We start from the raw sequence: 15034 nt of genomic DNA, 5'->3' as shown, positions 1-15034 counted from the left end.
ACGGGTCAGTACGGGCGCTGCAGGCGGCGGCGCCACCAGGCGAAGGCGGTGCCGAGGAGCAGGATCCCGGCCGCGCCCGACGCCGCCGAGGCGGCGATCAGCATCGTGTCGCCGGAGCCCGCGGAGGAGCCCGCCGGCTGGAGCGCGTCGCCCAGCTGGCTGCGGACGTCCGTGCCCGCGCTCGTGCCCTTGGCGAGCGGGCCGTGCGAACCGGAGTTGGGCTCGGCGACGTACGGGAAGGACTTCTCGAAGGTCTGGTCGTTCGCGTCGACCCCGTCGCTCAGGCCGGTCTTCTGGCCGACCAGCGCGCCCTCCATGACCTGCAACGCCTCGTCCACCACGTCGTCGCCGAGCCGACGCCCGTTCGGGAAGCCCGCGTTGTCGCCGTCCAGGACGCCGAGCCGCTTGGGGTGCGCGCTCGGCTTGATCGACGTGTTCAGGCGCAGCTGCTCCGAAGCCCGCACGTTCGGCGGCTGGTTGAGGCCCTTGACGCCCTTGAGGAACACGTCGACGAGGTCGTTGCGCGGCTCGCTCGGCGCCTTGATCCGGTAGATCTGCTCGATGAGCTTCGGCAGCTCGGGGTGGGTGACGTTGTTCAGGAACTGGGCGTCGTACGCGGGCTGCGAGGCGTTGAACCTGTCCTTGTCCTTCTGCGGGTTCACGACCTCGTTGACCAGCGGGTTGCCCAGGCGGGAGACCTGGCTGTAGTAGCCCTGCGCGTTACGGCGCTGGGTGGTGGACCAGATGCCGACCACCGGCTGGCCCGCCGACTCGCGGATCAGGGCGGTGGGCACCTGCAGGGCGATCGTGTTCACGTTGTAGCCCTTGAGGGTGTCGTTGCCGACCTCGCTGAGGTTGCCGCCGTACAGCAGGTCGAAGACGCGCAGGTCGGCGAAGAACGGGTCGTCCGCCTGCCCGGCGAAGGTCGTGCCGCCGCCCGAGGTCCTGCGGACGGCCTGCGCGCGCAGCTTCGCGTAGTCCGGCATGGACGCCTTGCCGACGTTCGAGGGGGCCACCGGCACGTCGTTCGCGAGCCTGGTCCGGTACACCACCCGGTCGTGCCTGAGCCGCAGCAGGTCGATGTCGTAGGTCTGCGTGATGTTGAGGTTCGGGTCGTCGAGGCTCTTCACGACACCGGTGTTGTAGAGGAACGTGTTGCCGTTCTTCGTGTGGGTCCTGAAGGTGTAGCGGAAGACCAGATCGTCGTGCGCGTCACCGTTGTTGTCGATGTGCAGGTCGTACTGGGCGTCGTCGGCGAACGTGAAGAAGTTCGGCCCGCCCGTCGGCTCCTCGAACGGGATCCAGTTCGCCACGATCGTCGTCGTATCGGGCTTGTCCGGGCTGACGAACGCGTACAGGTCCGTGTTGTCGTACTGCGGGGTCCCCGAGATCAACGGGGCCTCCCGGTGCGAGGAGGCGGTGGCCGTCCCGGGGGCCAGCGCGGCGACGCCCGCGGCGGTGAGCCCGCCGGCCGCCAGCACGCCGCACAGGAGCGTGACCAGGCCCGTGTGGCCCCGGCCGCGCCTGGAAACAAGAGGTGTCATGCCGTCTGTCCGTCCGTCCTCGGTGCCGACTTGCCCTTGACGGACGCCCATTCGGAGCCGGGCAGGGGATCGGATTGGCCGGACGGAGAAAAAGTTTTGGGCGGCCCCCGACCCGCGTTTTCGGCCCGCTGATCCGTATCACCGGCGGGAGGTGGGCGTTCGTGCGGATGCGTGGAGCACGGGGAGGGGCCGGCTGCGGCCACGGCGAGGGGGCTCGCATACAGGCGGACGAGCTGCTCGTGCTCGTCGCCGGCGGCGATCACCGGGCGTTCGAGGACCTGTACGCCCTGGTGTCCGGCCCGGTGTACGGGCTCGTCCGGCGGGTGGTGCGGGACCCCGCCCAGTCCGAGGAGGTGGCTCAGGAGGTGCTGTTGGAGACCTGGCGGTCCGCCGCCCGGTTCGACCCGGGCCGGGGCAGCGCGCTGTCCTGGATCCTCACCCTCGCCCACCGCCGAGCCGTCGACCGGGTGCGCAGCGCCCGCGCGGCCGGCGAGCGCGAGCAGCGGGAGGCGCAGCGCGCCGGGGAACCGGCGTTCGACCAGGTCGCCGAGGAGGTCGAGGCGGGGCTGGAACGGGAGTGGGTGCGCCGTTGTCTGCAGCGGCTCACGGACCTCCAGCGCCAGTCGGTGACCCTCGCCTACTACGACGGCTACACCTACCGTGAGGTCGCCGAGCGGCTCTCGCTGCCGCTCGGCACGGTCAAGACGCGGATGCGCGACGGACTCACCCGGCTGCGCCAGTGCCTGGGAGGCGCCGCATGAGCATCCTCGGCAGGCTGCTGCGCCACGGCGATCCGCACTCCCTCGCGGCCCCGTACGCGCTCGACGCCCTCGAACCCGGCGAGCGGCGCCGGTACGAGAAGCATCTGCGGGACTGCGAGCACTGCGGCGCCGAGACCCGGGCGCTGGCCGAGGACGCGGTGCGGCTCGCCTGGTCCACGGCGGCCCCGGCGCCGGCCGCCCTGCGGGACCGGGTGCTGGCCGCCGTACGCGCGACACCGCAGGACCCGGCGCCGGGCGCCGCGATGCCGGGCGCGGAGCGCGCGCGCCGGCTGCCGCCGCATGTCTGGGGCACCCAGCCGCCGCCGGGACGCACCCGTACGCCCCGCACGCGCCCCCTGTTCGTGCCGCTCGCCACGGCGACCGCGGCGGCGGCCCTCGTGGTCGCCTCGCTCTTCGGGGTCCAGGCGCACCGCGCACAGGACCGGCTCGACGCCGCACAGATGCGGGCACGTGAGATCGCCCACGTTCTGGCCGCTCCCGACGTCCGCGCCACGAGCAGCAAGGACGATCGGGGCCGCGGTATCGGAGTGATCGCTTCCGCCTCGGAGCAGGAGGCCGTCGTCACCCTCAGCGGATACGGCACTCCGTCCGGCGGCCGCGTCCACCAGCTCTGGCAGATGCGCCCCCATGCACAACCGCGCTCCCTCGGGCTCTTCGCGGGCGACACGCCTCTGATCGCCAGGGGGCTCGAGACCTCCTCGACGTCACTCGCCGTAACCGTCGAGCCTGACGGCGGCTCAGCGCAGCCCACCGGCCAGCCCATTGTCCAACTCACCCTGAAATCGGTCGGATTCGGAGAGTAGTCATCGAGGGATGGTCAACCTCCTTGCGGGGAAGGTGAATCCTGTGGCCGCGATACACGCGTGCCGCCCTGGGGCGATAGGGTTACCCTGCCCGGGCCGGGTGGACTCGTACGGGTGGGGAGTGACATGGATCAGATAACAGTGCGCAGCAGGGCCAGGGTCCCTGCGATCACCTGCGGGAGCAGCGCGACCAGTTCGCGCCTGGACCGCCATCTGTCGGTGCTGGCGGGACCCGCCATACCGCAGCAGAAGACGATCGAGGCGACCTCGCTGATGCTCGAACTGACGGCGCGTGACACCGCGCACCAGCGCAGCGACCGGGGCAAGCGGGTCAGCCGCGTCTCCCTGTTCGCGCCGCTGCGCCGGCTGCGCCGCTCGCTCTTCGGCGGCCACGGACGCGGGCACTGAACGAGCCGAGCGGGCGGTGAGCCGCCGCTGACCGAGTGGGCGGCCCCCTGGACTCCATCCGGGGTGCCCGCGCTCAGGCCGCCACGCCGTCCCGGCGCATCGCTGCGATCTCGTCGTCCGTCATCCCCACGGCACGCAGCAGCGCCCCGGTGTGCTGCCCGAGCGCGGGCACATCACCCATCCGTGCCTCGTCCCCGCCCGGCAAAGTGATGGGAGGCAGCAGCGCCTTCAGCGGCCCGACCGGCGAACCCACCTGACGCCACCGCTCCCGGGCCGCGAGCTGCGAATGTGCCGCCAGCTCGTGCACGTCCCGCAGGCGCGCACAGGCGATGCCCGCCTTCTCCAGGCGCTCCATCGCCTCCTCGGCGTCCAGCGCACCGAGCGCCCCCGCCACCAGCTCGTCCGTCTGCTCCCGGTGCGCGACCCGTGCGGCGTTCGTCGCGTACGCCGGATCGCCCCCCAGTTCCGGGCGCCCGATGACCTGCTCGGCCAGCCGCCGCCACTCCCGGTCGTTCTGCACGGACAGCAGCACCCGCCCGCCGCCCGCCGTCGGATAGGCGTCGTACGGCGCGATCACGGCGTGCGCGAGCCCGGTGCGCGCCGGGGGTTCGCCCCCGTGTATCGCATGGTGCAGTGGATGCCCCAGCCACTCCGCGAGCGCCTCCAGCATCGACACCTCCACCGGCCCGCCCCGCCCGGTCGTCCCCCGCCGCACCAGCGCGGCCAGCACGCCCGAGAACGCGTACATGGCCGCCGCGATGTCCGCCGCCGGGATCCCCGCCTTCACCGGCCGCTCCGGGGTCCCGGTCACCGACACGAGACCGGCCTCGCACTGCACCAGCATGTCGTAGGCCCGCTTGTCCGCGTACGGCCCCGAGCCGCCGTAGCCCGAGATGTCGACGGCGATCAGCCGTGGGTGCGCGGCGCACAGGGTGGCCGCGTCGAGGCCGAGCCGGGCCGCCGCCCCGTGTGCGAGGTTCTGCACGAACACGTCCGCGTCCGCGACCAGCCGCCGTACGACGGCCAGGCCGCGCGGGTCCTTCAGGTCCAGGGCGATGGACTCCTTGCCGCGGTTGCACCACACGAAGTGCGAGGCGAGTCCGCGGGCCGCCGTGTCGTAGCCGCGCGCGAAGTCGCCGCCGTCGATCCGCTCCACCTTGATGACCCGGGCGCCCAGGTCGGCGAGCTGCCGGGTCGCGAAGGGCGCGGACACGGCCTGTTCGACGGCGACGACGGTGATGCCCTCCAGGGGCAGGGGCTGGTCCAGGGGCTGATCCATGAGGTGGATCATGCCTCTGAGCGGCCGGGTTGTCAGTAGTGCGGGGTCACCCGCCGCGGCTGTACCGGCGCACCGCCAGCGGCAGGAACACGGCGACGAGCGCGAGGCTCCAGGCGAGCGACCCGGCGACCGGATGCGCCACGGGCCAGGCGGCGCCGCGCGGGACGGGCGCGTTGCCGAACAGATCGCGCAGGGCGGTCGTCACGGCGCTGATCGGGTTCCACTCGGCGATCGTGCGCAGCCAGCCCGGCAGGTTGTCCGTGGGGATGTACGCGTCGGACAGCAGCGGCAGCACGAAGGAGGAGGCGCCGAGCTGCCCGGCCGCGTCCTCGCTGCGGGTGAGCAGCCCGAGGTGCATCCCGACGCAGGTGCAGGCGAACCGGAAGAGCAGCAGCAGTCCGAGTGCGCCGACGGCGTCGAGTGCGCCGCCCTCGATCCGCCAGCCCACCGCGAGCCCCACCAGCAGCAGCGGAATCGTGCCGAGCGTCGTGACCACGAGGTCCGCCACGGCCTGCCCGAGGGGTACGGCGGCCCGGCTCACCGGCATCGTCCGGAACCGGTCCATCACGCCCCGGTGGGTGTCCGCGGCGGCCTGGAACATGCCGTTCATCAGGCCGCCGGCGGCGGTCGCGACCAGCAGTCCGGGCACCAGGAAGGAGCGGTACTCGCGGCCGGGCATCGCCAGCGCGCTGCCGAAGACGTAGCCGAAGAACAGCAGCATGTTGATCGGCATCAGCTGGGTCAGGACCGCCAGGCCCGGGGTGTTGCGGACCCGGCGCAGCTGCCGGCCCGTCATCGCCAGTCCGTCGTGGGCCAACGCGCTCATGTCACCGGCTCCTTGCTGTCGACGGACGCGGCCCCGGGCTGTCCGGTGAGCCGCAGGAAGACGTCGTCGAGGGTGGGCTGGCGCAGGCTCGCGTCGAGCAACGGCACGCCCGCCGCGTCGAGTTCGCGCACCAGACGGGGCAGGGTCAGCGTCGGGTCGGTGGTGACCGCACCGACGGCGTTGCGCGCACGGTCCAACACCGGTTCCTTGCTGGTGAGTTGGTCGAGCACGGCGGCGGCCTTCGCAAGCGCGTCCGGATCCGCGACCACGGCCTCGGCGTACGACCCGATGAGCGCCTTCAGTTCGGCGGGCGAGCCGGTGTGCGCCACCCGGCCCCGGTCCACCAGGGCGATGTCGTCGGCGAGTTGGTCCGCCTCCTCGAGGTACTGCGTGGTCAGCAGCACCGTCGTCCCGTCCGCCCGCAGCTTGCGTACCGCCCGGTGGATGTGGTGACGGCTGGCCGGGTCGAGCCCGGTGGTGGGCTCGTCGAGGAAGAGCACGTCGGGGCGGCGGACGAGGCTCGCCGCGAGGTCCAGCCTGCGCCGCATGCCGCCCGAGTAGGTCGAGGCCCTGCGGTCGGCGGCCTCGGTGAGCCCGAAGCCCTCCAGCAGTTCACCGGCCCGGGCGGCCGGTCCGCGCACCCGGTGCAGCCGGGCGAACAGCCGCAGGTTCTCCCGGCCGGTGAGGTCGCCGTCGACCGAGGCGTACTGCCCCGTGACCGCGATCCGGCTCCGTACGGCGGCGGGCTCGCGCACGAGGTCGCGCCCGGCGACCCGCGCGGATCCGCCGTCCGGCCGCAGCAGCGTCGTCAGCAGCCGTACGGCGGTCGTCTTCCCGGCGCCGTTCGGGCCGAGCAGTCCGCAGACGGTGCCCCCGGCGACGGCCAGATCCAGTCCGCGCAGGGCGTGGACGGCCCCGAAGCGTTTCTCCAGGCCTTCACTAAGTACAGCGTACGTAGTCGTCATGTGCCGACCATAGCGCACTACGTACGCCGTACGTAACTAGGATGGTGGCCGAGGTGATGACCGATGGCAGTCCGAGGGGCCGTCCCCGAGGTGATCTGGGCGCGCCCCGAGCGCACCGGGCGGGGTCCGAAACCGGCGTACACCCGCGACGACGTCGCGGCCGCCGCCGTCCGGATCGCCGACGCGCAGGGGCTCGACGCGGTGTCGATGCGGCACGTCGCGGCCGAGTTGGGCTGCGGCACCATGTCGCTCTACAACTACGTCCCCCGCAAGGAGGACCTGTACGAGCTGATGATGGACACGGCCAGCGCGGAGCACGTCCTGTGGGAGCCGAGCGGCGACTGGCGGGCCGACATGACAAGGGTGGCGCACGAGACGCGCGCGCTGCTGCGCCGGCACCCGTGGATGCCGCGCCTGATGTCCCCCGTCTACGGCTTCAGCCCGCACGCCCTGCGCTATCTGGAGCACTGCCTGGCCTGCTTGGACCCGCTGGAGGCGCGCTACGGCACGAAGCTGGAGCTCATCGCGATGATCAACGGCGTGGTGACGACGTACGTCCGGGGCGAACTCGACACCGCCGAGCGGGTGCGGGCGCTGCCGTGGTCGGAGGCCGAGGAGAACGGGGTGCGCGGTGCGTATCTGGGGCGGCAGCTGGCCTCCGGTGCGTTTCCGAGGATGGCGGAGGCGTTCGGCGAGGACACGGGGCCGGTGGATCTGGAGGAGGTCTTCGAGCGGGCGGTCGGGCGGCTGCTCGACGGCTTCACACCGGACAGCGCCGACCGGTGGACGCGGAACGCGCCGGGCATCGGCTCGCCCTGATCGCACAGACCCTGGCGGCGGCCCGCCGCCAGGGCGTGCCGCTCTGGCTACGCGGCGGCTGGGCCATGGACTTCTTCCTCGGCGAGGTCACCCGGGAGCACGGGGACATCGACTGGTTCGCGTGGTCGCGGGACGCCGTGCCCGTCGCCGAACTGCTGCGCGGGCTCGGCTACACGCCCGTGCCCGGCCCGCCCCCCGACCTCCGGCTGGACTTTGTCCGGGACGCGCTGGACAGCAGCTTCACCCTCGTCGACCGGGACGCGGCCGGGCGGGTCACGGTCGCCGGGGGCCCCTGGGCCGGCACCCCCTGGCCCGACGGGCTGCTGGACGCCGAGCCGGGGCGCATCGGAGAGATCGAGGCCCCGATCGTCGCCCCGCTCGCCCAGATCGAGATCAAACGCATGATGCCCGTGTGGGACCCCTCCCGTCCCCGACGGCCGAAGGATGCCGAGGACGTCGCCCGGCTGGAGAGGGCCCTGCGGGAGCGTCAGATCAGGGCGAACTGCCCCTCCGGGCCCTCCTCGTGGTGGTCCAGGACGGAGGCGGGGCGGCGGGACGCGGCCGGTGGCGGGAGGATGCCGGCCGCGCGCAGATCGGTGGCGGTGATCGGCGAGATCGTCTCCAACTCGGCGCGGCCCGGCCGCAGTTCCGCCAGCAGGGACAGGACCGTGATGAGTTCCAGCAGCTCCGACGTCCAGCCCTGCGGCCAGACCGCCGGGCGGATCGCCGCCAGGGTGCCGGCGGGGGGCGGGGCCGTACGGGCCGTGAACCAGGACTCCAACACCCGGACCCCCGCCACCTCGAAGTCCCAGGCCTGCGGCGGCACGGGGGAGATGCGGCCGTCGTCCAGGTGGAGGGTCTCCTCCTCGGCGTCGTAGCGCATGGTGAGGGGGCGGGGCGGCAGGGGGGCGCGGACGTAGGGGCGGCGGCCGCCCGGCAGCTTGGGGCGGTCGCCGTCGCGGCGCATCAGCCACCGGGTGCGGCGGCCCAACGCGACACCCCGGTCCCAGACTTCGGCGTCCCCGGTGAGCGGGACGGTGAGGTCCGGGCGGACCGCCGCCAGGATCCAGGCCAGCAGGTCCGACGGCGTGGGACGACTGCCGAGGCGGTCCGTCAGAAGGTCCAGCAGTCCCGGCGCCAGATTGGGTTCCGTGCCGCCCGGGCGGCGGTAGAGGGGGCGGATCCGGGTGCCGCGCAGGGTGGGCAGGAGCGACGTGGCCAGTAGCGGCAGACCCGGGTCGGCCGTCTCCGCCGTGAACACCTGGTGGGCGTCCGCCACGCGCCACAGCTCCGGGCGGGCGGCGTCGAGCAGCCGGTGGTCGGGGATCAGCCACTGTTCGTCGAAGGGGGCCGCCAGCACCCGTACCGGCTGCGCGCAGGGGCCCTCGGCGCGGGCCAGCCGCTCCGTGCCGGTCGACTGCCCGGGCAGCTGACCCACCGCCGAGTCGAGGGTGCGGGCGCGGCTCGGCTCGAACAGGGCCAGCCGGTCCGGCCCTTCGGCCCTCAGCAGCGCGTCCCAGCGGGCCGTCAGGGAGTCCGGATCGGGCGCCGTGGGCCAGGCGCGCCCCGGCCGCGGCGGTGCGACGGACCACGGCATGAGGTCCGCCAGCAGCGGAGCGTCGTCGTACGGCACGCAGGGCATGGTACGGGCTCGCCGCGCGGACCGGTTCAGGTCGCCTCCAGGGTCACCGTGAACGAGAACCGGTCCCCCCGGTAGTGGATCACCGCCACGTCCAGCACCCGGCCCTCGGTGTCGTACGTCACGCCCGTGTAGTGCAGGATCGGGCTGAGCAGCGGGACCTGGAGGAGGCGGGCGGTCTCCGGGTCGGCGAGCCGGGCCTCCACCGTGTCCGTGATGCGGCTGATGTCCGCCCCGACCACGTCCCGCAGCACCTTCGTCATCGGCCAGCGGATCAGGTCCTCCAGGTCGACGTGCGCGGCCAGTTCGGGGCGGATGTGGTTGACGGCGTGGTTCGTCGGCTCGCCGGTCCGCTCGTCGCTGCGCAGCCGGTGGTACGTCGCGACCTCGTCGAGGTCCGGGAAGTACTCGGCCAGCGGCGCGGGCACGGGCGCGCTGCCGTGGTCCAGCAACTCGGTCGTCATGCCGGACTGCTGGGCCACGATCGCGTCCACCGAGCCGAGCAGCCGCACCGGGGCGCCCCGGTGGACGTCCGGCTCGATGAACGTGCCGCGCCGCCGGTGCCGGCTGATCAGCCCCTCGTCCTCCAGCTCCTTCAGCGCCTGCCGCATGGTCAGCACGCTCACCCCGTAGTGCTCCGCCAGTTGCTCCTCGGTGGGCAGCCGCAGCGGGGCCTCGGCCGAGCGGCCGAGTATCGACGCGCGCAGCGACTGCGACACCTGGTACCAGAGCGGCAGCTTGCGGTTCAGGACGATCGAGTCCGGGGCGAAGGAGGTCACACGATTATCCGTACCTGTCGATGAACATCGGGCGCAACACGGGTGTCACGCCCGGAAGTGGGGCTCCAGACCCCGCCACACGTCGTCGTAGCAGGGCTGGAGGTGGTCGGCGCCCGCCGCGTGCGGGGTGAGGGTCACCGGCCAGCGGGTCTCGAACATGAACGCCAGACCGTCGTCGATCTTCTGCGGCGTCAGCTCGGCCGTGCTCGCCCGGTCGAACGTCTCCCGGTCCGGGCCGTGTGCCGACATCATGTTGTGCAGCGACCCGCCGCCCGGCACGAAGCCTTCCGCCTTGGCGTCGTAGGCGCCCTCGATCAGGCCCATGTACTCGCTCATCACGTTCCGGTGGAAGTACGGCGGCCGGAACGTGTCCTCGCCCACCAGCCAGCGCGGCGCGAAGACGACGAAGTCGACACCGGCCAGGCCCGGGGTGTCCGACGGGGAGGTCAGGACCGTGAAGACGGACGGGTCCGGGTGGTCGTAGGAGATGCTGCCGATGACGTTGAACCGGCGCAGGTCGTAGACGTAGGGCACGTGGTTGCCGTGCCAGGCGACCACGTCGAGCGGGGAGTGGTCGTACGTCGCGGCCCAGAGGTTGCCGCAGAACTTGTTCACCACCTCCACCGGGCCCGCCGCCTCCTCGTACGCGGCCACCGGTGCCCTGAAGTCCCGTGCGTTGGCGAGCCCGTTGGCGCCGATCGGACCCAGGTCGGGGAGGCGGAACGGCGCCCCGTAGTTCTCGCAGACGTAGCCGCGCGCGGACTCGTCCAGCAGCTCCACCCGGAACCGCACCCCGCGCGGGACCAGCGCCACGTGCGCGGGCTCCACCTGCAGGCGCCCGAACTCCGTGTGCAGCAGCAGCCCGCCCCGCTCGGGGACGATCAGCAGCTCGCCGTCGGCGTCCGAGAAGACGCGCTCCATCGAGGAGTTGGCGTGGTACAGGTGCACGGCCATGCCGGTGCGCTGGGCCGCGTCGCCGTTGCCGCCGAGCGTCCACAGGCCGGCCAGGAAGTCGGTGCCGACGGGCGGCTCGGGCAGCGGGTTCCAGCGCAGCCGGTTGGGGTCGGGCACGGACTCGGTGAAGGGCGCCGTGCGGAGCGCGCCGTTGTCGGTGCGGGTGAACGCGGGGTGCGCGGCCGACGGGCGGATGCGGTACAGCCAGGAGCGGCGGTTGTGCGCCCGGGGCTCGGTGAACGCCGAGCCGCTCAGCTGCTCCGCGTACAGCCCGAGCGGCGCGCGCTGCGGCGAGTTGCGGCCCTCGGGCAGGGCGCCCGGCACCGCCTCGGAGGCGTGTTCGTTGCCGAACCCGGTCAGGTACGACAGTCCCGCGGCGGTCTTCCGGGGGTCCCCGCTCATGATCGCTCCCTTGCGTTCCCGATTCCTATGTAACACCGTAGGAATGAGTGGGGGCGGACGCAAGAGGATCTCGCCCACTCCGTCCGAGGGACCACGGAGACCGGCTGGAACCAGACTTCAGACGGATTCGAAAGACCGGAATGTTGTTCTACTCTCGCGACCATGCCCAGGACGCCGTGGACCCGCAGAACCCTCACCGCACTCGCGGCGTGCGTCCTGCTGCCGCTCGGTGCGGCGGACTGCACGAGCGGTCACACCCGGGGCGGCGCGCCGTCGCCCGCGCCGGTCGGCAAGGTCCTGGGCGACACCGACGGGGCGGGGCGCCACCTGCGCGAGGCCGGCACGAAGAACGCGCCCGGGGTCGGTGTCGAGGTCACGCCGGACACGCACGACGGCTGGGACGTGCGGCTGACCTTCCGCCGCTTCCACTGCTCCGCACCCGGCGCCGGACGCGCGGCGGCCACCGGACGCGGGCTCGCCTATCTCTTCGTCGACGGCCACGAGACCGCCCGGCTGCGCTCGTACGACTACCACCTGCCCGGCCGGCTCGTCCCGCGCGGCACCCATCACGTCACCGCCCGCCTGTACGCCGACGACGGCACCGCGTGGGCCGTGCACGGCAAGCCGGTGCAGAGCACCGCCGACATCACCGTGTCGGACCCGGAGCCCTCGCGGAGCCCGGCGCCGGCCTCGTCGCCCGGCTCGGCGCGGTCCGGGGGGAAGGCGTCGTCCGCGCCGACGATGGGCGGCTCCCCGGTGCGGTGAGCGGATCACCCGTCGTCGTCCGTACGGGAGGGCGAGGTTCACCGGACCCAGGGCGGAGAGGCATCATGAAGCCCGTGCCCCATGCGACATCGCTCCGCCGTGCGCCCGTCCAACGGCGCAGTGCCGAACGGCTGACCAGGATCCTCGACGCCTGCGCCGAACTCCTCGACGAGGTCGGCTACGACGACCTGAGCACCCGCGCGGTCGCGCTGCGCGCCGGTGTGCCCATCGGCTCCGTCTACCGCTTCTTCGGCAACAAGCGGCAGATGGCCGACGCCCTCGCCCAGCGCAACCTGGAGCGCTACACCGAGCGCGTCACCGAGCGGCTGAAGCAAACCCGTGCGGGAGACTGGCGGGCCGCGATGGACGCCGTCCTCGACGAGTACCTCGCCATGAAGCGCACCGCGCCCGGCTTCTCGCTGGTCGACTTCGGCAACCAGATACCGGTCGGCGTCCACCGGGCCGAACCCAACACCCGGGTCGCCGAGCGGCTCATCCAGTTGCTCTCCGGCTATGTCGGCCGCGCCCCGGACGACGAACTGCGGCGGGTCTTCCTGGTCGCCGTGGAGAGCGCGGACGCCCTCGTCCAACTGGCCTTCCGCACGGACCCCCAGGGCGACGAGCCGATCATCACCGAGACCCGCGAACTGCTGCGGGCGTACCTGGGCCGCGTCCTGGACTGAGCCGTCGGCCGCACAGCCCGGCCAGAAGGCCCGCATCGCCGCCCACGCCGAGAACGTGCTCGACGTCTCCGGCATGGTCTTCGCCGGACCCGGATCGCCAGGCTCCCCTTCGGGAACGCGGCCCGCGTCACCCGCACCGTCTCTACGGCCGGCACGTCCCGTGCGGGGCGGGGCGACCGGGTCCCGGTCGGCCGCATCCTGCGCGCCCCGGGCGTCCCGGCCGGCCTGCTCGTCAGCCTCTCCGTGCTGTCCGCCACGGACGTCCTCACCGCCTACCTCCCGGTCGTCGGCGAACACCGGGGCATCGCGCCGACGGCCTTCGGCGTCCTGCTGAGCCTGCGCGCCGGGGCGACGATCGCCTGCCGGCTGGTCCTCACCCCGCTGCTGCGGCTGCTGGGCCGGGCCGCGCTGCTCACCGTGACCTGCTCCCCGGTGGCGCTGGTGTGCGCCGGCACCGCCCTGCCGCTGCCGGTGTGGACGCTCGGCCTGCTCCTGACGCCGCTCGGCTTCTTTCTGGGGGTGGGCCAGCCGCTGTCGATGACCACGGTGGTGCAGGCCGCGCCCGACGAGGCCCGGTCCACCGCGCTCGCCCTGCGCCTGACCGGCAACCGGCTCGGCCAGGTCGCCGCCCCGGCCGCCGCCGGTCTGGCCGCCGGGGTCATGGGTGCGGCGGCGCCGTTCGTGATGCCGGGGGCGTTGCTGCTGCTGTCGGCGGGGGTGGCGGTGCGCTCGCCGGGGCGGTCCGAGGGGGCCGGACGGGTGGCGGGGGAGCGGGCGGGGGGCACGGGATTGCGCCGCACGAGCGATCTCTGACGGCGCGCCGGACGTCGGTGCCGTGGGAGGAGGCGGCCATCGCGCAGAGTCCAGACAAAAGATGGATTTGTATGAAAATCATCTGACTCGGAGGAACGTGCATGCCCACTCAGACCTCACCACGTGTTCTCGGCCCCCGTGCGGGCGTCACTGTCGCCATCGCTGCCCTCGCCGCGGTGGGCGCGTCGTGGGTGGCGGCGCCGCACGCGGCCGCCCAAGGGGAGAACGGCGACATCAGGGTGCACAGCGTGGGCGTGCCCTACGGTGTGACGAAGGATGAGCCGACGGTCTGCAAGTTCTACCTCGATGCCGTCAACTTCGACATCCTGCCCAATATCCCCTACATCATCCAGGCGCAGCCCCCGCTGCCGACTGCCGCCACCGTCACCGGGGTCATCACGCTCGCCGGCGGCGCCGGACACACCGACGCGATCGGCCTGACCGACGGGCAGTACAAGCTCACCTGGGTCGCGGCGGGCGCCGTCAAGGAGAAGCTCTTCCGCGTCAACTGCCACGAAGGCCGGCACGACGACGAGCACGGTGCGAACGGACAGATCGAGGACCACCGGGACCACCATGAGCAGGACGGTCCGGGCTGGGACGGGAGAGACCGCCACGACCCGCCGCGGGGCGGTGTGCACGCGGGCGGGGGCGGTCTCGTCGACACGGCCGCCGCGTACTCGCCGGTGGCCGCCGCGGGTGCCGTGGGGCTGAGCGCGGTCGGCGGTGTGATCTATCTCCGCCGCAGCCGCCGGCGTTCTCATGGCGCCGCGTAGACGCCGACGCAGGCCCTGGCACCGGACCCGTGCCTACCGCCTCGCCAGGACGGCCCTCCTGGTGACCGTCCTGGTGGCGGCGGGGCGCCGGTGCGCGGGGGGGTACACCGGGCCTGGCCGGGCGGGCGGCATGACGGCCGCCCATGGAGCGGGGGCGGGGGCGCGCATCTGCGAAGCGCCCCCCGGACCCCCGCCCGTGCCGCTGCCACGGTCCCGGCCGACGTCCTTCCGCATCCCCTCGCTGGGCATCGACGGCCGGATCACGGGCCTTCGGCTGGGCAGGGCGGGGGAGTTGGAGACCCCGCCCATGGACAGACCCAAGCTGGTCGGCTGGTACGAGGGAGGCCCCACACCGGGCGAGTCCGGCACCGCGATCGCCGTCGGGCACCGGGACACGTCGACCGGCCCGGCCGTCTTCGCCGGGCTCGCCCAGGTCGAGCCCTGCAAGCCCATCGAGGTCGAGCGGGCCGACGGCCGCACCGCCGTCTACACGGTGGACCGGATGAAGGTCTACGACAAGGCGGGCTTCCCGGACAGGGAGGTCTACGCCCCGGCCCTGCGTCCGGAGCTCCGCGTGCTGACGTGCGGCGGCTACTACAGCCGGCGGACGGGCTACACCAGCAACGTGGTCGTCTTCGCCCACCTCACCGCCGTACGCGAACCGGGCACGGCGGCGACCCGCTGAGCCACGGCAGCCTGTAGCCGGCCCGGCGAGCGACCGTCCGCCGGGACGTGAGGCGTCCGTCATACGGACAACGCCCTCGCCGCCCGCTGAATTCGGGCCTCCGCTTCCGCTC

At 73.1% G+C, this 15034-nt stretch carries 15 protein-coding genes and 2 pseudogenes; 10 read left to right on the top strand and 7 right to left on the bottom strand.

All coding sequences use genetic code 11. The annotated features are described in order from the left end of the window. Positions 1–5: 5 nt before the first annotated feature. Entirely contained in the window at positions 6–1544 is a 1539-nt protein-coding gene (locus BIV23_RS20105; RefSeq protein WP_071382285.1) for a DUF4331 domain-containing protein, read from the bottom strand. 218 nt (positions 1545–1762) lie between these two features. Here BIV23_RS20105 and BIV23_RS20100 point away from each other — a divergent pair, with 218 nt between their 5' ends. From BIV23_RS20100 to BIV23_RS20090, 3 genes are all read left to right on the top strand, one after another. Next, positions 1763–2305: a sigma-70 family RNA polymerase sigma factor gene (locus tag BIV23_RS20100; protein ID WP_071382344.1), complete on the top strand. Its 543-nt coding sequence runs from the start codon at positions 1763–1765 to the stop codon at positions 2303–2305. Then, positions 2302–3129, top strand: coding sequence for an anti-sigma factor (locus BIV23_RS20095; protein ID WP_071382284.1), 828 nt, complete (start codon positions 2302–2304; stop codon positions 3127–3129). The genes BIV23_RS20100 and BIV23_RS20095 overlap by 4 nt, the downstream gene beginning before the upstream one ends. 126 nt (positions 3130–3255) lie before the next feature. After that, positions 3256–3537, top strand: a complete 282-nt coding sequence (locus BIV23_RS20090) for a hypothetical protein (protein WP_071375850.1) — start codon at positions 3256–3258, stop codon at positions 3535–3537. A 73-nt stretch (positions 3538–3610) separates the two neighbouring features. Here the strand turns inward: BIV23_RS20090 and BIV23_RS20085 are convergent, their stop codons facing one another. The 3 genes from BIV23_RS20085 to BIV23_RS20075 are packed head-to-tail and all read right to left on the bottom strand — an operon-like array spanning position 3611 to position 6607. Beyond that, positions 3611–4816, bottom strand: coding sequence for a CaiB/BaiF CoA transferase family protein (locus tag BIV23_RS20085; RefSeq protein WP_245790581.1), 1206 nt, complete (start codon positions 4814–4816; stop codon positions 3611–3613). A gap of 46 nt (positions 4817–4862) precedes the next feature. After that, complete coding sequence (locus tag BIV23_RS20080) at positions 4863–5642, bottom strand: ABC transporter permease (RefSeq protein ID WP_071382282.1); 780 nt, start codon at positions 5640–5642, stop codon at positions 4863–4865. After that, positions 5639–6607 (bottom strand): ATP-binding cassette domain-containing protein, encoded by a 969-nt coding sequence (locus tag BIV23_RS20075; protein WP_071382281.1) that lies wholly within the window; start codon positions 6605–6607, stop codon positions 5639–5641. The genes BIV23_RS20080 and BIV23_RS20075 overlap by 4 nt, the downstream gene beginning before the upstream one ends. Positions 6608–6670: 63 nt before the next feature. Between BIV23_RS20075 and BIV23_RS20070 the strand changes: the two genes are divergently transcribed. Next, complete coding sequence (locus BIV23_RS20070) at positions 6671–7426, top strand: TetR/AcrR family transcriptional regulator C-terminal domain-containing protein (RefSeq protein WP_071382280.1); 756 nt, start codon at positions 6671–6673, stop codon at positions 7424–7426. Continuing rightward, positions 7390–7587 (top strand): annotated as a pseudogene (locus BIV23_RS53950) (nucleotidyltransferase domain-containing protein); the annotation flags it as partial. The gene BIV23_RS20070 and the pseudogene BIV23_RS53950, both read left to right, overlap by 37 nt. 326 nt (positions 7588–7913) lie before the next feature. Here the strand turns inward: BIV23_RS53950 and BIV23_RS20060 are convergent. The 3 genes from BIV23_RS20060 to hmgA are packed head-to-tail and all read right to left on the bottom strand — an operon-like array spanning position 7914 to position 11200. Then, positions 7914–9068, bottom strand: a complete 1155-nt coding sequence (locus BIV23_RS20060) for a type ISP restriction/modification enzyme (RefSeq protein ID WP_177239968.1) — start codon at positions 9066–9068, stop codon at positions 7914–7916. Positions 9069–9094: 26 nt separating this feature from the next. Next, entirely contained in the window at positions 9095–9844 is a 750-nt protein-coding gene (locus BIV23_RS20055; RefSeq protein WP_071382278.1) for a GntR family transcriptional regulator, read from the bottom strand. Positions 9845–9889: 45 nt separating this feature from the next. Beyond that, the gene (gene hmgA / locus BIV23_RS20050) at positions 9890–11200 is read right to left on the bottom strand and encodes a homogentisate 1,2-dioxygenase (protein WP_071382277.1); all 1311 of its coding nucleotides are present in this window, start codon (positions 11198–11200) and stop codon (positions 9890–9892) included. 162 nt (positions 11201–11362) lie between these two features. Here hmgA and BIV23_RS20045 point away from each other — a divergent pair, with 162 nt between their 5' ends. From BIV23_RS20045 to BIV23_RS20025, 5 genes and pseudogenes are all read left to right on the top strand, one after another. Continuing rightward, positions 11363–11965, top strand: coding sequence for a hypothetical protein (locus tag BIV23_RS20045; protein WP_071382276.1), 603 nt, complete (start codon positions 11363–11365; stop codon positions 11963–11965). A gap of 65 nt (positions 11966–12030) precedes the next feature. Continuing rightward, entirely contained in the window at positions 12031–12648 is a 618-nt protein-coding gene (locus BIV23_RS20040) for a TetR/AcrR family transcriptional regulator (protein WP_071382275.1), read from the top strand. A gap of 144 nt (positions 12649–12792) precedes the next feature. Next, positions 12793–13461: pseudogene (locus tag BIV23_RS20035) on the top strand (MFS transporter); the annotation flags it as partial. A gap of 101 nt (positions 13462–13562) precedes the next feature. Continuing rightward, the gene (locus tag BIV23_RS20030; RefSeq protein ID WP_071382274.1) at positions 13563–14237 is read left to right on the top strand and encodes a hypothetical protein; all 675 of its coding nucleotides are present in this window, start codon (positions 13563–13565) and stop codon (positions 14235–14237) included. Then, positions 14224–14922, top strand: coding sequence for a class F sortase (locus tag BIV23_RS20025; RefSeq protein WP_071382273.1), 699 nt, complete (start codon positions 14224–14226; stop codon positions 14920–14922). The genes BIV23_RS20030 and BIV23_RS20025 overlap by 14 nt, the downstream gene beginning before the upstream one ends. The last annotated feature ends 112 nt before the right edge of the window (positions 14923–15034 follow it).

The sequence above is a fragment of the Streptomyces monashensis genome, assembly GCF_001866665.1.
In the GTDB taxonomy this organism is placed as follows: Bacteria; Actinomycetota; Actinomycetes; order Streptomycetales; family Streptomycetaceae; genus Streptomyces; species Streptomyces monashensis.
The sequence above is the reverse complement of the archived record's forward strand: the minus strand, read 5'-3'. Positions and strand labels throughout refer to the sequence as shown.

Bases quoted from the DNA above. Each gene is read 5' to 3' on its own strand.
- BIV23_RS20105 (WP_071382285.1), bottom strand. From the start codon at position 1,544: ATGACACCTCTTGTTTCCAGGCGCGGCCGGGGCCACACGGGCCTGGTC.
- BIV23_RS20095 (WP_071382284.1), top strand. From the start codon at position 2,302: ATGAGCATCCTCGGCAGGCTGCTGCGCCACGGCGATCCGCACTCCCTC.
- BIV23_RS20090 (WP_071375850.1), top strand. From the start codon at position 3,256: ATGGATCAGATAACAGTGCGCAGCAGGGCCAGGGTCCCTGCGATCACC.
- BIV23_RS20085 (WP_245790581.1), bottom strand. From the start codon at position 4,816: ATGGATCAGCCCCTGGACCAGCCCCTGCCCCTGGAGGGCATCACCGTC.
- BIV23_RS20080 (WP_071382282.1), bottom strand. From the start codon at position 5,642: ATGAGCGCGTTGGCCCACGACGGACTGGCGATGACGGGCCGGCAGCTG.
- BIV23_RS20075 (WP_071382281.1), bottom strand. From the start codon at position 6,607: ATGACGACTACGTACGCTGTACTTAGTGAAGGCCTGGAGAAACGCTTC.
- BIV23_RS20070 (WP_071382280.1), top strand. From the start codon at position 6,671: ATGGCAGTCCGAGGGGCCGTCCCCGAGGTGATCTGGGCGCGCCCCGAG.
- BIV23_RS20060 (WP_177239968.1), bottom strand. From the start codon at position 9,068: ATGCCCTGCGTGCCGTACGACGACGCTCCGCTGCTGGCGGACCTCATG.
- hmgA (WP_071382277.1), bottom strand. From the start codon at position 11,200: ATGAGCGGGGACCCCCGGAAGACCGCCGCGGGACTGTCGTACCTGACC.
- BIV23_RS20045 (WP_071382276.1), top strand. From the start codon at position 11,363: ATGCCCAGGACGCCGTGGACCCGCAGAACCCTCACCGCACTCGCGGCG.
- BIV23_RS20040 (WP_071382275.1), top strand. From the start codon at position 12,031: ATGAAGCCCGTGCCCCATGCGACATCGCTCCGCCGTGCGCCCGTCCAA.
- BIV23_RS20030 (WP_071382274.1), top strand. From the start codon at position 13,563: ATGCCCACTCAGACCTCACCACGTGTTCTCGGCCCCCGTGCGGGCGTC.
- BIV23_RS20025 (WP_071382273.1), top strand. From the start codon at position 14,224: ATGGCGCCGCGTAGACGCCGACGCAGGCCCTGGCACCGGACCCGTGCC.